The sequence below is a fragment of the Micromonospora tarensis genome, assembly GCF_016803395.1.
Classification (GTDB): domain Bacteria; phylum Actinomycetota; class Actinomycetes; order Mycobacteriales; family Micromonosporaceae; genus Micromonospora; species Micromonospora tarensis.
In genome coordinates, this window is sequence record NZ_JAEVHL010000061.1 from 11,901 (window position 1) to 29,149 (window position 17,249).

General features: G+C 70.4%; 11 protein-coding genes and 2 pseudogenes. 10 read left to right on the top strand and 3 right to left on the bottom strand.

The features are described 5' to 3' along the window. Positions 1–169: 169 nt before the first annotated feature. Positions 170–1,750, top strand: a complete 1,581-nt coding sequence (locus tag JM949_RS14730) for a Rieske 2Fe-2S domain-containing protein (protein WP_203149049.1) — start codon at positions 170–172, stop codon at positions 1,748–1,750. Between the two features lie 139 nt (positions 1,751–1,889). Beyond that, positions 1,890–2,585: a TMEM175 family protein gene (locus tag JM949_RS14735; protein ID WP_203149058.1), complete on the top strand. Its 696-nt coding sequence runs from the start codon at positions 1,890–1,892 to the stop codon at positions 2,583–2,585. On the opposite strand, the gene JM949_RS14740 is transcribed toward JM949_RS14735, so the two are convergent. Both JM949_RS14740 and JM949_RS14745 read right to left on the bottom strand, forming a co-directional pair. Continuing rightward, complete coding sequence (locus JM949_RS14740) at positions 2,574–4,169, bottom strand: phytoene desaturase family protein (RefSeq protein WP_203149050.1); 1,596 nt, start codon at positions 4,167–4,169, stop codon at positions 2,574–2,576. The genes JM949_RS14735 and JM949_RS14740 overlap by 12 nt on opposite strands. A gap of 93 nt (positions 4,170–4,262) precedes the next feature. Then, entirely contained in the window at positions 4,263–5,102 is an 840-nt protein-coding gene (locus JM949_RS14745; RefSeq protein ID WP_203149051.1) for a YhjD/YihY/BrkB family envelope integrity protein, read from the bottom strand. 50 nt (positions 5,103–5,152) lie between these two features. Between JM949_RS14745 and JM949_RS14750 the strand changes: the two genes are divergently transcribed. The 6 genes and pseudogenes from JM949_RS14750 (at position 5,153) to ispG (ending at position 14,039) form a co-directional block, all read left to right on the top strand. Continuing rightward, positions 5,153–5,704: a GNAT family N-acetyltransferase gene (locus JM949_RS14750; protein ID WP_203149052.1), complete on the top strand. Its 552-nt coding sequence runs from the start codon at positions 5,153–5,155 to the stop codon at positions 5,702–5,704. Positions 5,705–6,246: 542 nt separating this feature from the next. Next, the gene (locus JM949_RS37030; RefSeq protein WP_238433182.1) at positions 6,247–7,422 is read left to right on the top strand and encodes a discoidin domain-containing protein; all 1,176 of its coding nucleotides are present in this window, start codon (positions 6,247–6,249) and stop codon (positions 7,420–7,422) included. Next, entirely contained in the window at positions 7,419–10,220 is a 2,802-nt protein-coding gene (locus JM949_RS14755; protein ID WP_238433183.1) for a CARDB domain-containing protein, read from the top strand. Before JM949_RS37030 ends, JM949_RS14755 begins: the two co-directional genes overlap by 4 nt. Before the next feature lie 178 nt (positions 10,221–10,398). Further along, entirely contained in the window at positions 10,399–11,610 is a 1,212-nt protein-coding gene (gene dxr / locus JM949_RS14760) for a 1-deoxy-D-xylulose-5-phosphate reductoisomerase (protein ID WP_203149053.1), read from the top strand. Next, positions 11,610–12,857: pseudogene (locus JM949_RS14765) on the top strand (M50 family metallopeptidase). Before dxr ends, JM949_RS14765 begins: the two are co-directional and overlap by 1 nt. A gap of 9 nt (positions 12,858–12,866) precedes the next feature. After that, entirely contained in the window at positions 12,867–14,039 is a 1,173-nt protein-coding gene (gene ispG, locus JM949_RS14770; protein ID WP_203149054.1) for a flavodoxin-dependent (E)-4-hydroxy-3-methylbut-2-enyl-diphosphate synthase, read from the top strand. A gap of 201 nt (positions 14,040–14,240) precedes the next feature. Here the strand turns inward: ispG and JM949_RS14775 are convergent, their stop codons facing one another. Continuing rightward, entirely contained in the window at positions 14,241–14,819 is a 579-nt protein-coding gene (locus tag JM949_RS14775) for a PadR family transcriptional regulator (protein ID WP_203149055.1), read from the bottom strand. Between the two features lie 110 nt (positions 14,820–14,929). Between JM949_RS14775 and JM949_RS14780 the strand changes: the two genes are divergently transcribed. Next, positions 14,930–16,183 carry an MFS transporter gene (locus JM949_RS14780; protein ID WP_203149056.1) on the top strand — a complete coding sequence of 418 codons (1,254 nt, stop codon included), beginning with the start codon at positions 14,930–14,932 and terminating at the stop codon, positions 16,181–16,183. A gap of 5 nt (positions 16,184–16,188) precedes the next feature. Continuing rightward, positions 16,189–17,026, top strand: a pseudogene (locus tag JM949_RS14785) (GNAT family N-acetyltransferase). Positions 17,027–17,249: the final 223 nt, after the last annotated feature.

Sequence of the window (17,249 nt, forward strand, 5' to 3'; positions counted from 1 at the left end):
TTGGTTAGTCTGGCACGCCTCGTGCTCGGCGCGGCGGGGTGGGGGTTTCCTGACCGTCGGTGCTGCCCGCCTGGGCTGAACGGCACTACCGGCGTCGCGGGGCGGTGGTCGGACCCGCTCCGGTAGCGTTTGGCGTACACCTGATTGTCTGTTTGAGGGGGACTGTGCGGTGCGAGTGACCGGAACCGGGCACGCCAGCATGCGGATCGACACGGCCGCGGGCAGCATCCTGTGCGACCCGTGGGTGAATCCGGCCTACTTCGCGTCGTGGTTCCCGTTCCCCGACAATTCACTGTTGGACTGGGAGAGCCTGGGCCAGGTCGACTACCTGTACGTCTCCCACCTGCATCGGGACCACTTCGACGCGAAGCACCTGCGGGACTTCGTCTCGAAGGACGCCACGGTGCTGCTGCCCGAGTTCCCCACCTCGGAGATGGAGGACGAACTCCGGGCGTTGGGCTTCACCAAGTTCCTGAAGACCCCCAACGAGCAGGTGGTGGAGCTGCCCGGTGGCCTCAAGGTCATGATCCAGGCGTTGACCAGCCCGACCGACGGGCCGATCGGCGACTCCTCGCTCTGGGTCGAGTACGACGGGGTGCGGCTGCTCAACCAGAACGACGCCCGCCCCACCGATTTGAGCGTGTTCGCCGAGTTGGGGCACGTGCACGCGCACCTGCTCCAGTTCTCCGGCGCGATCTGGTACCCGATGGTCTACGAGCTGCCGCAGGCGGCGAAGACCGCGTTCGGCAAGCAGAAGCGTGACCGGCAGTTCGACCGGACCTGGCGCTACATCGACGACCTGAAGGCCGACCACGTCTTCCCGATCGCCGGCCCGCCGTGCTTCCTCGACGACGCCCTGTGGCAGTTCAACGACATCCACGGCGACGAGGGCAACATCTTCCCCGACCAGTCCGTCTTCCTGTCGGAGTACGCCAAGGTCGGTGGCACCAACGGCATCGTGTTGCTGCCGGGCAGCGTCGCCGAGGTCACCACCGAGGGGGCGACCACCACCCATCCGGTGCCGGTCGAGGAGTTCTTCGCGAACAAGGTCGCCCACCTGGAGGAGATGAGGGAGCGTAAGCGCCCGATCATCGAGGCGGAGAAGGCGTCCTGGCGGCACCCCGAGGTGGACGTCCTCGGCCAGATGAAGCGCCGGATCGAGCCGCTGCTCGACGAGTCGATCTACCTGGCCAAGGGGGTCGGTGGCCCGGTCCGTTTCGACCTGGTGGGGTACGACGGCGAGAGCGTCGAGTCGATCGTGGTGGACTTTCCCGGCAAGGAGGTCCGGCCGTACGCGGACGAGAAGGTGCGCTACCGGTTCCGTACCGAGCGGTCGCTGATCGAGCATCTGCTCTTCATCGACGAGGTGGACTGGGTCAACTCGCTCTTCCTGTCCTGCCGGTTCTCGGCGGCCCGGATCGGCCAGTACAACGAGTTCGTCTACGCGTTCTTCAAGTGCCTCTCCGAGGAGCGGCTCCAGTACGCCGAGGGCTGGTACGACGAGCACGAGCGCAGCACCGACGCCGAGGACATCACGCTCGGCGACTGGGTGGTGCAGCGGCGCTGCCCGCACCTGAAGGCGGACCTGACCCGGTTCGGCATCGTCGAGGGTGACCAGTTGACCTGCCAGCTGCACGGCTGGCGCTTCGACCTGCCCAGTGGTCGCTGCCTCACGAGCGTCGGCCACAAGGTGAGAGCACACCGGGTGGACGCGGAAACCCCGGCCCCCGCCGGTGAGGCCGTGATCTGACGAGTCGGCCGGGGCGGGACGTCGCGCCCCGGCCGCATTCCGTTCCGCGTCCGCGCCGCCGCCGGGTGCGCCACGATGCAATGGTGCGGTGAAAGCCGCGGTCCGGTATCAACCGGACACCATCGAGAGCGGGGCGGCAGTGGCGGCGGGCGCGCAGGAGGACGAGTTTCGGTACGGGCGCGGCCGGGAGAAGACCCGGGACGCTGCCCGGGTGGAGACGTTCAGCGACGGGGTCTTCGCGGTCGTGCTGACGGTGATGGCGGTCGAGCTGCTGCAGAGCGGCCCGGCGCGGGAGAGCGGGCGGGAGCTTCCGGACGCCCTGGCCCACGCCTGGCCGTCCTACCTGGCGTACGTCATCACCTTCGCGATCGCTGGTCAGGTCTGGCTCGCCCACCACAACCTGTGGCGGTACGTCGCCCGGGTCGACCAGATGCTGCTCGTCCTCAACCTGTTCGTGCTGCTCTTCATCGCCACCATCCCGTTCACCGCCGACCTGCTGTCGGACAACCTGCGCGGTGGGGTGACCGAGCAGCGGCTGACCGCCGGGCTCTACGTCGGCACCGTGCTCGGTGAGGCGATCTTCGTCAATCTGACCTGGTGGTGGGCCCGTCGACGCGGGCTGCTCCGCTCCGACCTGGATCCCCGGCTGGCTCAGGCGGTCGCACGTCGGATCCTCCTCAAGCCCCTGCTCTACCTGGTGGCCTTCGCCGTCGTCTTCGTCGACCCCATCCTCAGCCTCTGCGCGTACCTTCTGCTGGTCGGCTACTACCTGATCGGGGGCGCGGGCGACCTCCGACCGTCGGCCAGCCCCGCCGAGGGCGGGTCAGCGGCCTAGGTCGGCCAGGATGCGGCGGGCGGCGTTGTGGCCGGCGGCGCCGATCACGCTGCCGGCCGGGTGGCAGCCGGCGCTGCCCGCGTACACGCCGTCGATGCCGGTGGCGTAGGGCATCCGGTCGGTGAACGAGACGGTGTTGTCGACGTGGTGGATGTGCCCACCGGTGATGCCGAAGTGCTTTTCGATGCCGGGCGGCGGCAGCGGCACCGCGTCGGCGATGAGGTCGGCGGTGCCGGGCGCGTACCGCTCGACGATCTCGACGAGCCGGTCGACGTAGCCGGGCAGTGCCGCGTCCCAGGTGGTGCCGGCCAGCTCGTAGGGGACGGACTGCACGAACAGCGCCGACGAGTGGTGCCCGGCGGCGTCGGAGAGCGACGGATCGACTGTGGTGTGCAAATACCACTCGATGGTGGGCTCCGCCGGCAGCCGCCCGGCCTGCACGTCCGCCCACATCGCGCGCAGCGCGGTCATCGGCGAGGTCGCCTCCCCGCCGACCAGCGACGCGGAGCCCGGCAGCAGGTGGATGGTCGACCCGAACGGGCTCGGCGCCTCGGCCGGCAGGCAGGAGAAGCTGGGCAGCCCGGTGAGCGCCAGGTTGAGCTTGAGGGTGGTGCCGGGGCGGCGGACCGCCGCCATCCGCTCGCCGAGCGGCACCGGCAGCGCGCCGTCGGGCAACAGGTCCAGCAGCCGGTACGGGTCACACGCGCCGAGCACCACCGGGGCGGCGACCTCCCGACCGTCGGCCAGCACCACTCCGCTCGCCGCGCCGCCGTCCACTGTCACAGCGGTTACCGGCGTACCGGTCAGGATCGTCGCCCCGGCGGCCCGCGCGGCCTCGGCGAACGTCCCGGAGACCGTGCCCATCCCGCCCTCGGCGATCATCCAGGTGCCGCCCGAGCCCGGGAGTCGGCACATGTTGTGCACGAGGAAGTTGTGGCCGGTGCCGGGGTCGTCCGGGCCGGCGTTGAGCCCGGACAGCCCGTCGGTGACCGCGTACATGCTGACCAGCAGTTCGGAGCGGAACTCGAACCGGGCCAGGTAGTCCGCGACCGACCCGCGCACCAGGTCGACGAAGACCTGCCGCAGTGCCGGGCGGACGTACCGCTCGGCGGTCTCCGGCACGCTCAGCGGCTCGGCCAGCCAGGCCGGGGCGAGATCCTCGCGCAGCGCGGCCAGCTCGGCCTGCATGGCGTCGTCGGCGGCCACGTCGGCGGGGGAGAAGAACTCGGCGAGCTGCGCCCGGGTGGCGGCGGTGTCACTGCCGAAGAGCAGGTACGGCGAGCCGAGGCCGCCCGGCGTCGGGAGGAAGTAGTGCGGATCGCGGCGCAGCACCGGGATCCGTACGTCGAGCGTGCTGAGCAGTTCCGGGGGCATCAGCCCGAGCAGGTACGAGCCGGTGGAGTGGCGCAGCCCCGGCACCTTCGGGAACGGGTTCTCGGTGCGGGTCGCGCCGCCGATCACGTCGGCGGCCTCCAACACCAGGACGTCCAGCCCGGCCCGGGCCAGCAGGATCGCGGAGACCAGACCGTTGTGCCCGGCACCGACGATCACGACGTCGGCCCGAACCGGAATCTCACCACTCATGCCGCCGCAGCCTAGCCCACCCCACCCCATCCGCCCTCGGTGATCAAGAGGTTCGCGTCGGCGAACGGCGGGGAACTGACGCAAACTTCTTGATCAACCCGACTGGGGGGTGCGGGTGGTGCGCCAGCGGGAGAGGGCGAGGGTGGCGGAGTAGCCGGCCAGGACGATCACGTGGAACAGGTAGAGCCAGAGGAGTACGGCCACGCCGGCGCCGATCTCGTCGAAGCCGCCGAACGGCACCCCCAGGTCCAGCGGGAGCGAGGCGAAGAGCACGAAGCCGTGCAGGAAGCCGGAGAGGTTCGCGGCGGTGAACGACCCGATCCCGAGGGTGGAGAGCCAGTCCGGTGAGGCCGGCCCGACCACCCGGAACACCCACATCAGCACCGGCGTGAGCACCAGCCAGACCGCCAGGAACGACAGCACCACGCCGAGCACACCGAACCAACCGCCCTGGCGTACCAGGCCGGTGGTGAGCGGAAGCGCGAGCAGGATCGACAGCAGCAGCGCGGGGGCCGGCGCGAGCAGCGGCAGCAGCAGCAGTCGGCCCCGCCAGCCGACCAGGTGTTCGTCGGAGCGGGGCGCGGCCACCGACACGAATGCCCGGCGCAGGCCCTCGCCGTACAGGGAGGCCGGCAGCAGGGAGGCCAGCGCCAGCACCGGGGTCAACTCCACTCCGGCGTTGACCAGCGCGTCCACCGCCCGGGGCGCGCCGATCGCGGTGGGCAGGGCCTCCACGGCGTGCGAGGTGAGCCGGCGTACCCGATCGGCTCCGGCCAGCAGCGCGGTGAGCCAGATCGCCAGCAGGGCGACCGGCACCACCGCGATCGCCCCGTAGAAGGTGATCGCGGCGGCGTGCAGTGACAGATCCCGCCCGCGCACCGGGCGGAACGCGGCGCTGGTGATCCGCTTCGCTCGCTGCCATCCGTTGCCCATCGCCGTCTCCTTCCCTGCCGTCGCGTCGTCACTCCCTAAGATCGCCGGTCATGACTGTTCTCACCACCGAACGCCTCATCCTGCGCGATTGGACCGACGAGCCGGCCGATCTGGCCCGGATCTACGACATCTACTCCCGTCCGGAGATCACTCGCTGGCTGGCCGTGTCACCGGGCCTGCCGATGACCGACCCGGCGCAGGCCGTCGAGCGGCTGCAAGTCTGGCGGGACCGGCACGCCGCCGACGGCGGTCGGTACGGCACCTGGGCGATCGAGGTTCGCGAGACCGGCCGGGTGGTGGGCACGGTGTTGCTCAAGCCGCTGCCGGGGCGGGACGAGACGGTGCGTACCGAGGACATCGAGACCGGCTGGCACCTGCATCCGGACTCGTGGGGCCACGGCTACGCCACCGAGGCGGCCCGCGCGCTCATGGCGCGGGAGTTCGCCGCCGGCACCTCGGAGATCTACGCGCTCGTGTCGCCGGGTAACGAGCCGTCGATGGCGGTCTGCCGGCGACTCGGGATGACGCACGTGGGCCAGCGCACCGACTGGTACGGCGGCGAGTTGTTGGAGACCTTCGTCCGCGCGGCACCGGGCAGCTGATCACCCTCCTCGAAGGTCGCAGGCCCGGATGTCAATTCCGGCACCCCGGGCCTGCGCCCCGCCGTGTAGACCCACCGCCCTGCCCGTGCCCTGCGTTGCGCGCCCCGCGCCTTACCAACGCCCTGTGCCCCGCGTCCCGCGCCTTGTCCGTGCTCCGCGCCGTGCCCACGTCTTGCCGGCGCTCCGCGCTAGCGGCCAACACGCCTCGGAGCCGTATACCTCAGGGTCAATATTTATGACTGTGAGGTATACGGCTCGAAGTGATGTCTGCCCGCCGCGTCCCGGCCTCTGACGCCGAGCTGTCCGACGGCGCCTCGGCGCGCGCACGCCCATAAATAGTCACGCCTGTCGAAGTGTTGACGCTCCCGTAGCACGTCAGTAACCTTTGGGCAAAGCCATGCAAGATTTCGACAAAGCCGTGCCTGTTTTCGTGCATCCGCTCGGAAAACTCGGCTTGGCGTCCTCGCGTGCCGCTGTACTGCCGCTCACCCCCACCCGTGGTCACCCCCGCCGCGGCAACCGTCCCCGACGACAGGACAGTCATGAGACGAACGAATCTGTTCCGGATGGTGGCGGCGACAGCCGCGGCCACGCTGATCGCCACGGCGGGAGCGACCGCTGTCGCGAACCCGGCCGGCGCCGCCCGCCCCGCCGCCCCGGCAGCCGCCCCGAGCACCGGGTTCGCCCCGGCGGCCACCAACCTGGCCCAGGGCCGCCCAACCCAGGAGAGCGGCCACGCCGACGTCTACGACTCGTCGAGGGTTGTCGACGGCAACGCGGGCAGCTACTGGGAGAGCCTCAACAACTCGTTCCCGCAGTGGGTGCAGGTCGACCTCGGTTCCGCGCAGAGCGTCAACCAGGTCGTGCTCAAGCTGCCGACCAACGGCTGGGCCACCCGGACGCAGACGTTGAGCGTGCGGGGCAGCGCCAACGGTTCGTCCTTCACCGACATGGTCGGCTCGCAGACGTACACCTTCAACCCGGCGAGCGGCAGCACCGTCACGATCAACTTCAGCCAGACCTCCACCCGCTACGTCCGGATCACCGTCACCGCCAACAGCGGCTGGCCGGCGGGGCAACTGTCCGAGCTGGAGGTGTACGGCAGCGGCGGCACCACCCCGGACACCACCGCGCCGAGCGTGCCGGGCAACCTCTCGTACACCCAGTCGGGCACCACCATCAGCCTCAACTGGGTCGCGTCGACCGACAACGCGGGCGGCAGCGGCATCGCCGGCTACGACGTCTACCGCAACGGCGCGTTCCTCCAGTCCATCGGGAACGTGACCACCTTCAACGACACCCAGCCGGCCACCGCGACGGTGTCCTACCACGTCCGGGCACGCGACGCGGCTGGCAACCTCTCCGGCAACAGCAACACGGTGACCCGCACCGGCAGCGGCGGCGACACCACCGCGCCGAGCGTCCCGGGAACGTTGTCGCAGAGCACGTCGGGCAGCACGATCACGCTCACCTGGGGTGCCTCCACCGACTCCGGTGGCAGCGGCCTGGCCGGCTACAACGTCTACCGGGGCGGCAACCTGATCGCCACGCTGGGCACCGTCCTCAGCTACCAGGACACCCAGCCGGCGACGGCGACCGTGTCGTACCACGTCCGGGCCCGCGACGCGCCGGCAACCTCTCCGGCAACAGCAACACCGTCACCCGGACCGGCAGCAACCCGCCCGCCTGCACCAACGTGGCGCAGGGCAAGAGCATGACGGCGAGCGGCTCCACCTTCAGCTTCACCCCCGACAAGGCGAACGACGGGCAGCTCAGCACCTACTGGGAGGGCGCGGCGAGCTACCCGCAGAACCTGACCGTGGCGCTGGGCGCGAACCACTCGATCTCCGGCGTCACCGTGAAGCTCAACCCGGACCCGGCCTGGGGCACCCGCACCCAGACCATCCAGGTCCTCGGCCGCGACCAGGCGTCGTCGGCGTACACCAGCCTGGTGTCGGCGGCGGCGTACCAGTTCGTGCAGGGCACCAACGTGGTCACCATCCCGGTCAGCGCGACCACGGCGGACGTGCAGTTGCGGTTCACCGGCAACACCGGCGCACCGTCCGGGCAGGTCGCGGAGCTTGAGGTGTGCGGCACGCCAGCGCCCAACCCGGACCTGGTCGTCAGCTCGGTGACCTGGTCGCCCACGTCGCCCAGCGAGGTCTCCCCGGTCACGCTCTCGGCGGTGGTGCAGAACATCGGGTCCGCCGCCGCGGCGGCGACCACCGTGAACTTCAGCCTGGCCGGCGGGGTCGTCGGTAGCGCCACGGTGGGCGCGCTCGCCGCCGGCGCGTCGACCACCGTGTCGTTCAACGCCGGTACCCGGCCGATGGGCAGCTACCCCGTTTCGGCGGTGGTCGACCCGACCAACACGATCGTCGAGCAGAACAACGGCAACAACAGCCTCACCGCGCCGTCGCCGCTGGTGGTGACGCAGGCGCCGGGGCCCGACCTCCAGGTGCTCAGCATCGCCTCGAACCCGCCGAACCCGGCCGTCGGGGCGGCCGTCACCTTCACCGTGGCGGTCCGCAACCGGGGCACCACCGCGACCGGCGCCACCACCGTCACCCGATTGGTGGTGGGCGGCACCACGCTGAACACCAACACCTCCTCGATCGCCGCCGGCGCGACGGTCACCGTGGCCGTCAGCGGCAGCTGGACCGCCACCAGCGGCGGCGCCACCATCACCGCCACCGCCGACGCCACAAACGCGGTCGCCGAGACCAACGAGACCAACAACGCGTTCAGTCAGTCGATCGTGGTCGGGCGCGGGGCCGCCGTCCCGTACGTCTCGTACGAGGCGGAGGCCGGCCGTTACCAGGGCACGCTGCTGGAGGCCGATCCGCTGCGCACCTTCGGCCACACCAACTTCGCCAGCGAGTCCTCGGGCCGCAAGTCGGTGCGGCTCACCAGCACCGGCCAGTTCGTCGAGTTCACCTCGGCCAACCAGGCCAACGCCATCGTGGTGCGCAACTCCATCCCGGACGCGCCCGGTGGCGGCGGCATCGAGGCGACCATCAGCCTCTACGTCAACGACGTCTTCTCCCGGAAGTTGACACTGTCGTCGAAGCACAGCTGGCTCTACGGCAACACCGACGGGCCGGAGGCGCTGACCAACACCCCGCAGGCCGACGCCCGACGGCTCTTCGACGAGTCGAACGCGCTGCTGGCCCAGTCGTACCCGGCCGGCACCCGGTTCAAGTTGCAGCGCGACTCGGGCGACACCGCCTCGTTCTACGTCATCGACATGATCGACCTGGAGCAGGTGGCCCCGGCGGCGAGCCAACCGGCCGGCTGCACCTCGATCACCTCGTACGGCGCGGTCCCGAACGACGGGCTGGACGACACCGCCGCGATCCAGCGGGCGGTGACCGACGACCAGAACGGCGTCATCAGCTGCGTCTGGATCCCGGCCGGCCAGTGGCGGCAGGAGCAGAAGATCCTGACCGACGACCCGCTGAACCGGGGTACGCACAACCAGGTCGGCATCAGCAACGTCACCATCCGGGGCGCCGGCATGTGGCACTCGCAGCTGTACACGCTTACCGAGCCGCAGAACGTGGTGGGCGGCATCAACCACCCGCACGAGGGCAACTTCGGCTTCGACATCGACAAGAACACCCAGATCTCCGACATCGCCATCTTCGGCTCGGGCCGGATCCGTGGCGGTGACGGCAACGCCGAGGGTGGTGTGGGTCTGAACGGTCGCTTCGGCACCGGCACCCGGATCAGCAACGTCTGGATCGAGCACGCCAACGTGGGTGTCTGGGTCGGCCGCGACTACGACAACATCCCCGACCTGTGGGGGCCGGCCGACGGGCTGGAGTTCAGCGGCATGCGGATCCGCAACACGTACGCCGACGGCATCAACTTCAGCAACGGCACGCGCAACTCGCGGGTGTTCAACTCGTCCTTCCGGACCACAGGTGACGACGCCCTGGCCGTCTGGGCCAACCCCTACGTCAAGGACCGCAACGTCGACATCGCCCACGACAACCACTTCGTCAACAACACCATCCAGCTGCCCTGGCGGGCGAACGGCATCGCCATCTACGGCGGCTACGACAACTCGATCGAGAACAACCTGATCTACGACACCGCCAACTACCCGGGCATCATGCTGGCCACCGACCACGACCCGTTGCCCTTCTCCGGGACGACGCTGATCGCCAACAACGGGCTCTACCGCACCGGCGGCGCGTTCTGGAACGAGGACCAGGAGTTCGGTGCCATCACCCTCTTCCCGGCCACCCGGGACATCGTCGGGGTGACGATCCGGGACACCGATATCGTCGACTCGACCTACGACGGCATCCAGTTCAAGAACGGTGGCGGCAACATGCCGAACGTCGCCATCACCAACGTGCGGATCGACAAGTCCAACAACGGCGCCGGCATCCTCGCGATGAGCGGCGCGCGCGGCAACGCCAACCTGACGAACGTGACCATCACCAACTCGGCCGACGGCAACATCGTCGTCCAGCCGGGCTCGCAGTTCGTCATCAACGGCGGCTAACCGTCCGGCTCGATCAACACGGTTCCAATGAAGTCGGGGTATCCCAGCGCTGGGGATACCCCGACTTCCGTGAAGCCGAGTCGATCATGATTGGCGATGCGCGCTGACGGCGGCCGGTTGGCGGGGGAGGGCTGAGGCTCCCAGCGGGCGTACAGCGGGGGTGGGGAAGAATGGCCGGGTGACTTCCCCCCGCGACCTCGTTCTGCTCGGGTCCACCGGTTCGATCGGTACGCAGGCCATCGACATCGTCCGGCGCAACCCGGACCAGTTCCGGGTGGTGGCGGTGGGTGCCGGCGGCGGCAACGTCGAGCTGCTCGCCGCGCAGGCCCTGGAGTTGGGCGTCGAGGTGGTCGGGGTGGCCAAGGCATCCGCCGCGCAGGACCTGCAACTCGCGTTCTACGCCGAGGCGAGCCGGCGCGGGTGGGCCACCGGCGACTTCAAGCTTCCCAAGATCGTGGCCGGGCCGGACGCGATGACCGAGTTGGCCCAGTTGCCGTGCGACATCGTGCTCAACGGCGTGGTCGGCTCGCTGGGCCTCGCTCCCACGCTGGCCGCGCTGCGCGGTGGTCGTACCCTCGCCCTGGCCAACAAGGAGTCGCTGGTGGCCGGCGGCCCGCTGGTCAAGGCCGCGGTGACGCGGCCGGGGCAGATCGTCCCGGTGGACTCGGAGCACTCGGCGCTGGCCCAGTGCCTGCGGTCCGGGTCGCGCGGCGAGGTACGCCGGCTGATCGTCACCGCCAGCGGCGGCCCGTTCCGGGGTCGACGGCGCGACGAGTTGACGCGCGTCACGCCCGAGCAGGCCCTGGCACACCCGACGTGGAACATGGGGCCGGTGGTCACGATCAACTCGGCCACCATGGTCAACAAGGCGCTGGAGGTGATCGAGGCGCACGAGCTGTTCGACGTGCCCTACGCCGACATCACCGTGGTGGTGCACCCGCAATCGGTGATCCACTCGATGGTCGAGTTCGTCGACGGGTCGACGATCGCCCAGGCCAGCCCGCCGGACATGCGGCTGCCCATCGCGGTCGCGCTGGCCTGGCCGGACCGGGTGCCCGAGGCCGCCGCCGCCGTCGACTGGACGGCCGCGCACACCTGGGAGTTCGCGCCGCTCGACGACGACGCGTTCCCGGCCGTGGCGCTGGCCAAGTCCGCTGGCGAGACCGGCAGATGCCGCCCGGCGATCTACAACGCGGCGAACGAGGAGTGCGTGGCGGCCTTCACCGCGGGCCGACTGCCGTTCCTCGGCATCGTCGACACCCTCGAGCGCGTGTTGGACGAGGCTCCGGACTTCGGCGAACCAGGTACCGTCGAGGACGTGCTCGCCGCCGAGTCGTGGGCACGCGCGCACGCGCAGGAGATCATCGCGGGTTCGGTGGAAGGAGCTTGATGTCGTACCTGCTCGGGGTGGTCCTCTTCGCCCTGGCCATCCTCATCTCGGTGAGTCTGCACGAGGCGGGGCACCTGCTGACCGCCAAGATGTTCGGGATGAAGGTCACCAAGTACTTCGTCGGCTTCGGCCCCACCATCTGGTCGTTCCGACGAGGTGAGACCGAGTACGGCCTCAAGGGCATCCCGCTCGGCGGCTTCTGCAAGATCGTCGGGATGACCCCGCAGGACGACGACGTCGAGCCCGGCGACGAGTCGCGGGTGATGTGGCGCTACCCGGTCTGGAAGCGGACGATCGTGATGGCCGCCGGGTCGATCACGCACTTCGCGCTCGCCCTGATCACCATCTGGATCCTCGCCGTCTCCGCCGGCCTGCCCAACCCCGACTTCCCCACCACCGACGCCCAGGCCCGCCAGGAGCCCGCCGTCATCCGGCTCAGCGACTGCGTGGTCGCGGAGAACGCGGTCCGCGCCTGCACCCCCACCGACGCGGCCAGCCCGGCCGCCCAGGCGCAGTTGAAGAACGGCGACCGGATCACCTCGGTCAACGGCACGCCGATCACCAACTACGGCGACCTGCTGACCACGCTGCGCGGGCTCAAGCCGGGCGACACCGCGCAGATCGCGTACGTCCGCGACGGCAGCCCGGCACCACCAGCACAGTGCTCGCGCAGACCCAACGTCCGCCGCTGGACGACCCGAGCGGCGCCGTCGCGCCGGTGGCCGCGCTCGGTGTCGGCCTGGTCCCCAGCACCCCCACCCGAGTGACGTACGGGCCGGTCGGCGCCTTCGGGGCCACCGCCGACTTCACCGGCGACCTGGCCGTCGGCACCGCCCAGGCGTTGCAGCGCCTTCCGCAGAAGGTCCCCGCCCTGTGGACCGCCCTCACCGGCGGCGAGCGGGACGTCGACACCCCGATCAGCGTGGTCGGCGCCAGCCGGCTCGGCGGCGAGGCGGTGGAGAACAACGCCTGGCTGGTCTTCTTCATGCTCTTCGTGTCGCTGAACTTCTTCATCGGCGTGTTCAACCTGCTGCCGCTACTCCCGGTGGACGGCGGCCACATCGCCATCGCCTGGTTCGAGCGGCCGCTCCTGGGTCTACGCGCGGATCGGCCGGGCCGACCCCGGCCGGGTGGACTACCTCAAACTGATGCCCTTCACGTACGCGGTGATCCTGATCGGTGGCGCGTTCACGCTGCTGACGATCGCGGCGGACGTCGTCAACCCGATCACGCTCTTCTCAAGGTGAGTGCCTGAAGTGACAGCAATCAGTCTCGGCATGCCCGCCGTGCCGCCTCCGCCGCTCGCGCCCCGTCGGGCCAGCCGTCAGATCATGGTCGGTCCGGTGCCGGTCGGCGGTGGCGCCCCGGTCTCCGTGCAGTCGATGACCACGACCCTCACCTCGGATGTCAACGCGACCCTCCAGCAGATCGCCGAGCTGACCGCGTCCGGCTGCCAGATCGTCCGGGTGGCCGTGCCGTCCCAGGACGACGTCGAGGCGCTGCCCGCGATCGCGAAGAAGTCGCAGATCCCGGTGATCGCCGACATCCACTTCCAGCCCAAGTACGTCTTCGCCGCCATCGACGCGGGCTGCGCCGCGGTCCGGGTCAACCCGGGCAACATCCGGCAGTTCGACGACAAGGTCAAGGAGATCGCTCGTGCCGCCGGGGCGGCCGGGGTGCCGATCCGGATCGGCGTGAACGCCGGCTCACTGGACAAGCGACTGCTGTCCAAGTACGGCAAGGCCACCGCCGAGGCACTCGTCGAGTCGGCGCTGTGGGAGTGCTCGCTCTTCGAGGAGCACGGCTTCCGGGACATCAAGATCTCGGTCAAGCACAACGACCCGGTCGTGATGATCCGCGCGTACCGGCAGTTGGCCGAGCAGTGCGACTACCCGCTGCACCTGGGTGTCACCGAGGCCGGCCCGGCCTTCCAGGGCACCATCAAGTCGGCGGTCGCCTTCGGCGCCCTGCTCGCCGAGGGGATCGGCGACACCATCCGGGTGTCGCTCTCCGCCCCGCCGGTGGAGGAGATCAAGGTCGGCAACCAGATCCTGGAGTCGCTGGGCCTGCGCGAGCGCGGCCTGGAGATCGTCTCCTGCCCGTCCTGTGGGCGGGCCCAGGTGGACGTCTACAAGCTCGCCGAGGAGGTCACCGCCGGTCTGGAAGGGCTGCCGGTGCCGCTGCGGGTGGCCGTGATGGGCTGCGTCGTCAACGGCCCGGGCGAGGCCCGCGAGGCCGACCTCGGCGTCGCCTCCGGCAACGGCAAGGGCCAGATCTTCGTCAAGGGGCAGGTCGTCAAGACGGTGCCCGAGGCGCAGATCGTGGAGACCCTGATCGAGGAGGCGCTGCGGATCGCCGACGAGATGGGCGCCGAGCTTCCCGAGGAGCTCCGGGGGCTGGTCACCGGCCCGACCGTCACCGTGCACTGACCCCGACCCGTAACCGACAGCGGCCGTTCCCCGTGCGGGGGAGCGGCCGCTGTCGTCGTGTGGGTGCGGTGGCCCGGCACCGCGCGGTGCCTCCGTGCGCGGTGGCCTTCGTGCGGTGGCCTTCGTGCGGCGGCCTTCGTGCGGTGGCCTTCGTGCGGTGGCCTTCGGGCGGTGGCCTTCGTGCGGCGGTGCGGCCTGGCGTCACTCGGATTCGGCGAGGATCGCGTACAACTTGCGTCGGGTCTCGTCGAGCACCTGGGCGGCCCGCTCGCGCTGGTCGTCGGTGCCGTGCGTCATCACCTGGCGCAGCGCGTTCATCGCCTGCGCGCCGGAATCGCGGATGTCGTGCCAACTGCTCACCGTGCCCTGGGCGACGTCCGCCCAGGGTGGAGTCTGCGCGGCCTCGGCGGCCTCCGCCTGACCGGGTTCGGTGAGCGTGAATCGCTTCCGCCCGCCACCGGACTCCTCGGTGCTCGCGACGATCACACCCTCGTCCTCCAGTAGCTGCAGGGTCGGGTAGATCGAGCCCGGACTCGGTCGCCACGCACCGCCGGTGCGGGAGTCGATCTCCTGGATCATCTCGTAGCCGTGCATCGGCCGCTCGGTGAGCAGGGCCAGCACTGCGGCCCGGACGTTGGGGCGTCGGCCCCGACCCCGTCCCCGGCCCCGGCCGCCCCACGGGCCGCCGTGTCCGTGCTCATGACCGTGCGGGCCGGGTGGTACCGGTGGGAAGCCGAACCCGCGCATCCGGGCCTCGTGCATCTGTCGATGGAACCTCATCGGTTCTCCAATCTTCGTACTGTCGCTGATGCATCAACGATATATCGGCAATGCATCGTCGACAACCCTGCCGTTGCAAACCGTACGTACGTCTTGTTAAGGTCCTGGTCATGCGGCTGCTTCCCCCACCCGGCCCGGCCCGGGTCCTCACCCTCGGCACCCTGGTCAAGACCGTCGGGCGGGGTCTGTGGCTCGTCGCCAGCGCGCTCTTCCTCACCCGGTCGGTCGGCCTGTCCGCGACCCAGGTAGGCATCGGCCTGACCATCTCGGCGCTCGTCGGCGTCCTGGCCAGCACACCGAGCGGCTACCTGGCCGACCGTGTCGGCCCACGCGGTGTGCAGGTCGGCGCGCTGTTCGTCGCCGGCATCCTGACCACCGGGCTGATCGCCGTCCGGTCGTTTCCCGCGTTCGTGCTGGTGGGAGCCGCCACCGCACTCGCCGACGCGACCGAGCGTGGTGCCCGGGGCGCGCTGATCGCCGGAACGGTCCCGACCGCCGAGCGGGTCCGCACCCGTGCCTACCTGCGGGCCACCACAAACGTCGGAATCTCCGTCGGTGCCGTCCTGGGCGGCTTCGCCATCGCCGCCGACACCCGAACCGGGTACGTCGCGCTGATCCTGACCGCAGCGTCGGCGTCACTGGTCGCGGCGGCGATCCTTCTCCGGCTGCCCACCGTCGCCCCGGTCACCGCCCCGACGCACGGCCCTCGACTGGTCGCCCTGCGGGACCGTCCGTTCCTCGCCTTCACCCTGGTCGACGGGCTGATGTCCATGCACTTCAGCCTGCTCACCATCGCCCTGCCGCTGTGGATCGCCGGGCACACCCGGGCTCCCGCCTGGATGATCTCCGCGTTGACGCTTGTCAACACCGTGCTGGTGGTGCTCCTCCAGGTCCGCGCCGCCCGTACCGCCGCCACCCTGCCCGGAGCCGCCCGCGCGGCCCGTCGAGCGGGCCTGGCCATCGCGCTGGCCTGCGTACTCTTCGCCGCCAGCGGCGCGCTCCCCACCGCCGGGGCGGTCGGCCTGCTCGGCCTCGGGGCGTTCGCCCACGTGACCGGGGAGCTGTGGCACTCCGCCGCCGGCTGGGGGATCTCCTTCGAGCTGGCACCGGCGGACGCCCAGGGGCAGTACCAGGGGGCGTACGGCATGGGCTACGAACTGGGCAAGATGCTCGCGCCCGTGGTGGTGACCACCCTGGCGCTCGGCTGGGGCATACCGGGCTGGCTCGTGCTCGGCGCCCTGTTCCTCCTGCTCGGGGCCCTGGTGCCCCCGGTCGTCCGGTGGGCGGTCCGGACCCGGCCCGGTGTGACCGGTGCCGGCCTTGTCACTCGACCGGCGAAGCGGGGGGCCGATCTGGCAGGCTGATAGTCGTGCTGACGGTGCCGGTACGGCAATTGGGGGAATCGGAGCGCCGCGCGTGAGCGACTGCTCGACCATGACCCGTTCGCGGGTGCGCAGGTCGCCGAGCGCATTGCCGCGCGCGGGCTCTCCTGGTGGCGGGCGGAAGGCAGGATCCTGGGGTACGGCGCCCGCCGCAACCTGGAATCGCTCTGCTGGCTCGGCGGCAACCTCACCCCGGTGTTGGCGAGCGAGGCGGCGGTGGCCGCCTTCGCCGACCTGCTCGCGGGCGAGGAGCGGCTCTGCTCCTCCATCGTCGGCCGAGCCGACGCCGTCCTCGGGCTGTGGGATCGGCTCTCCGACACCTGGGGGCCAGCGCGAGACGTCCGCCCCAACCAGCCGCTGCTGGTCACCGACACCCTGCCGCCCATCCCGGCCGACCCGGAGGTACGCCAGGTCCGCTCCGGCGAGGTCGATCGGCTCTTCCCGGCGGCGGTGGCCATGTACACCGAAGAGGTTGGCGTCTCCCCACTCGCCGAGGACGCCGGGCGGAGCTATCGCCGGCGGGTCAACGACCTGGTCCGGGCCGGTCGCGCGTACGCCCGGGTCGTCGACGGCACTGTCGTGTTCAAGGCCGAGTTGGCGGTGGTTACCAAGCGGACGGCGCAGGTCCAGGGCGTCTGGGTGGCACCGGAGTGGCGCGGCCGAGGGATCGCGGCCGGCGCCATGGCAGCCGTGGTGCGCGACGCGTTGCTGCGGGTCGCCCCCACGGTCAGCCTGTACGTCAACGACTTCAACCTGCCGGCCCGCCGCGTCTACGAGCGCTGCGGCTTCCAGCCGGTCGGCACCCTCGCCACGGTCCTCTTCTGACAAGCGGTTCTTCCTCGGTGCAGGCGGGGTCCGCCTGTGCCTGTCGCCTGACGGCATGACGGCGGAGTGTTTCGGCTGCCCTGCCACGCTCAGCTCGGAAGATCTTGGACAGTTTCCGTTCCTGGGGCGGGCTCAACCGGTGGTTGCAACACCTAAGAGTTGGGTCATTTTCTCGCCGGGGGTGGCCCAGCCCAGGGTCATGCGGGGGCGGTCGTTGAGTTCG

Coding starts and splice junctions, on each gene's coding strand:
- JM949_RS14740 (WP_203149050.1), bottom strand. CDS start 4,169: ATGAGTGGTGAGATTCCGGTTCGGGCCGACGTCGTGATCGTCGGTGCC.
- JM949_RS14745 (WP_203149051.1), bottom strand. CDS start 5,102: ATGGGCAACGGATGGCAGCGAGCGAAGCGGATCACCAGCGCCGCGTTC.
- JM949_RS14750 (WP_203149052.1), top strand. CDS start 5,153: ATGACTGTTCTCACCACCGAACGCCTCATCCTGCGCGATTGGACCGAC.
- JM949_RS37030 (WP_238433182.1), top strand. CDS start 6,247: ATGAGACGAACGAATCTGTTCCGGATGGTGGCGGCGACAGCCGCGGCC.
- JM949_RS14755 (WP_238433183.1), top strand. CDS start 7,419: ATGACGGCGAGCGGCTCCACCTTCAGCTTCACCCCCGACAAGGCGAAC.
- JM949_RS14775 (WP_203149055.1), bottom strand. CDS start 14,819: ATGAGGTTCCATCGACAGATGCACGAGGCCCGGATGCGCGGGTTCGGC.
- JM949_RS14780 (WP_203149056.1), top strand. CDS start 14,930: ATGCGGCTGCTTCCCCCACCCGGCCCGGCCCGGGTCCTCACCCTCGGC.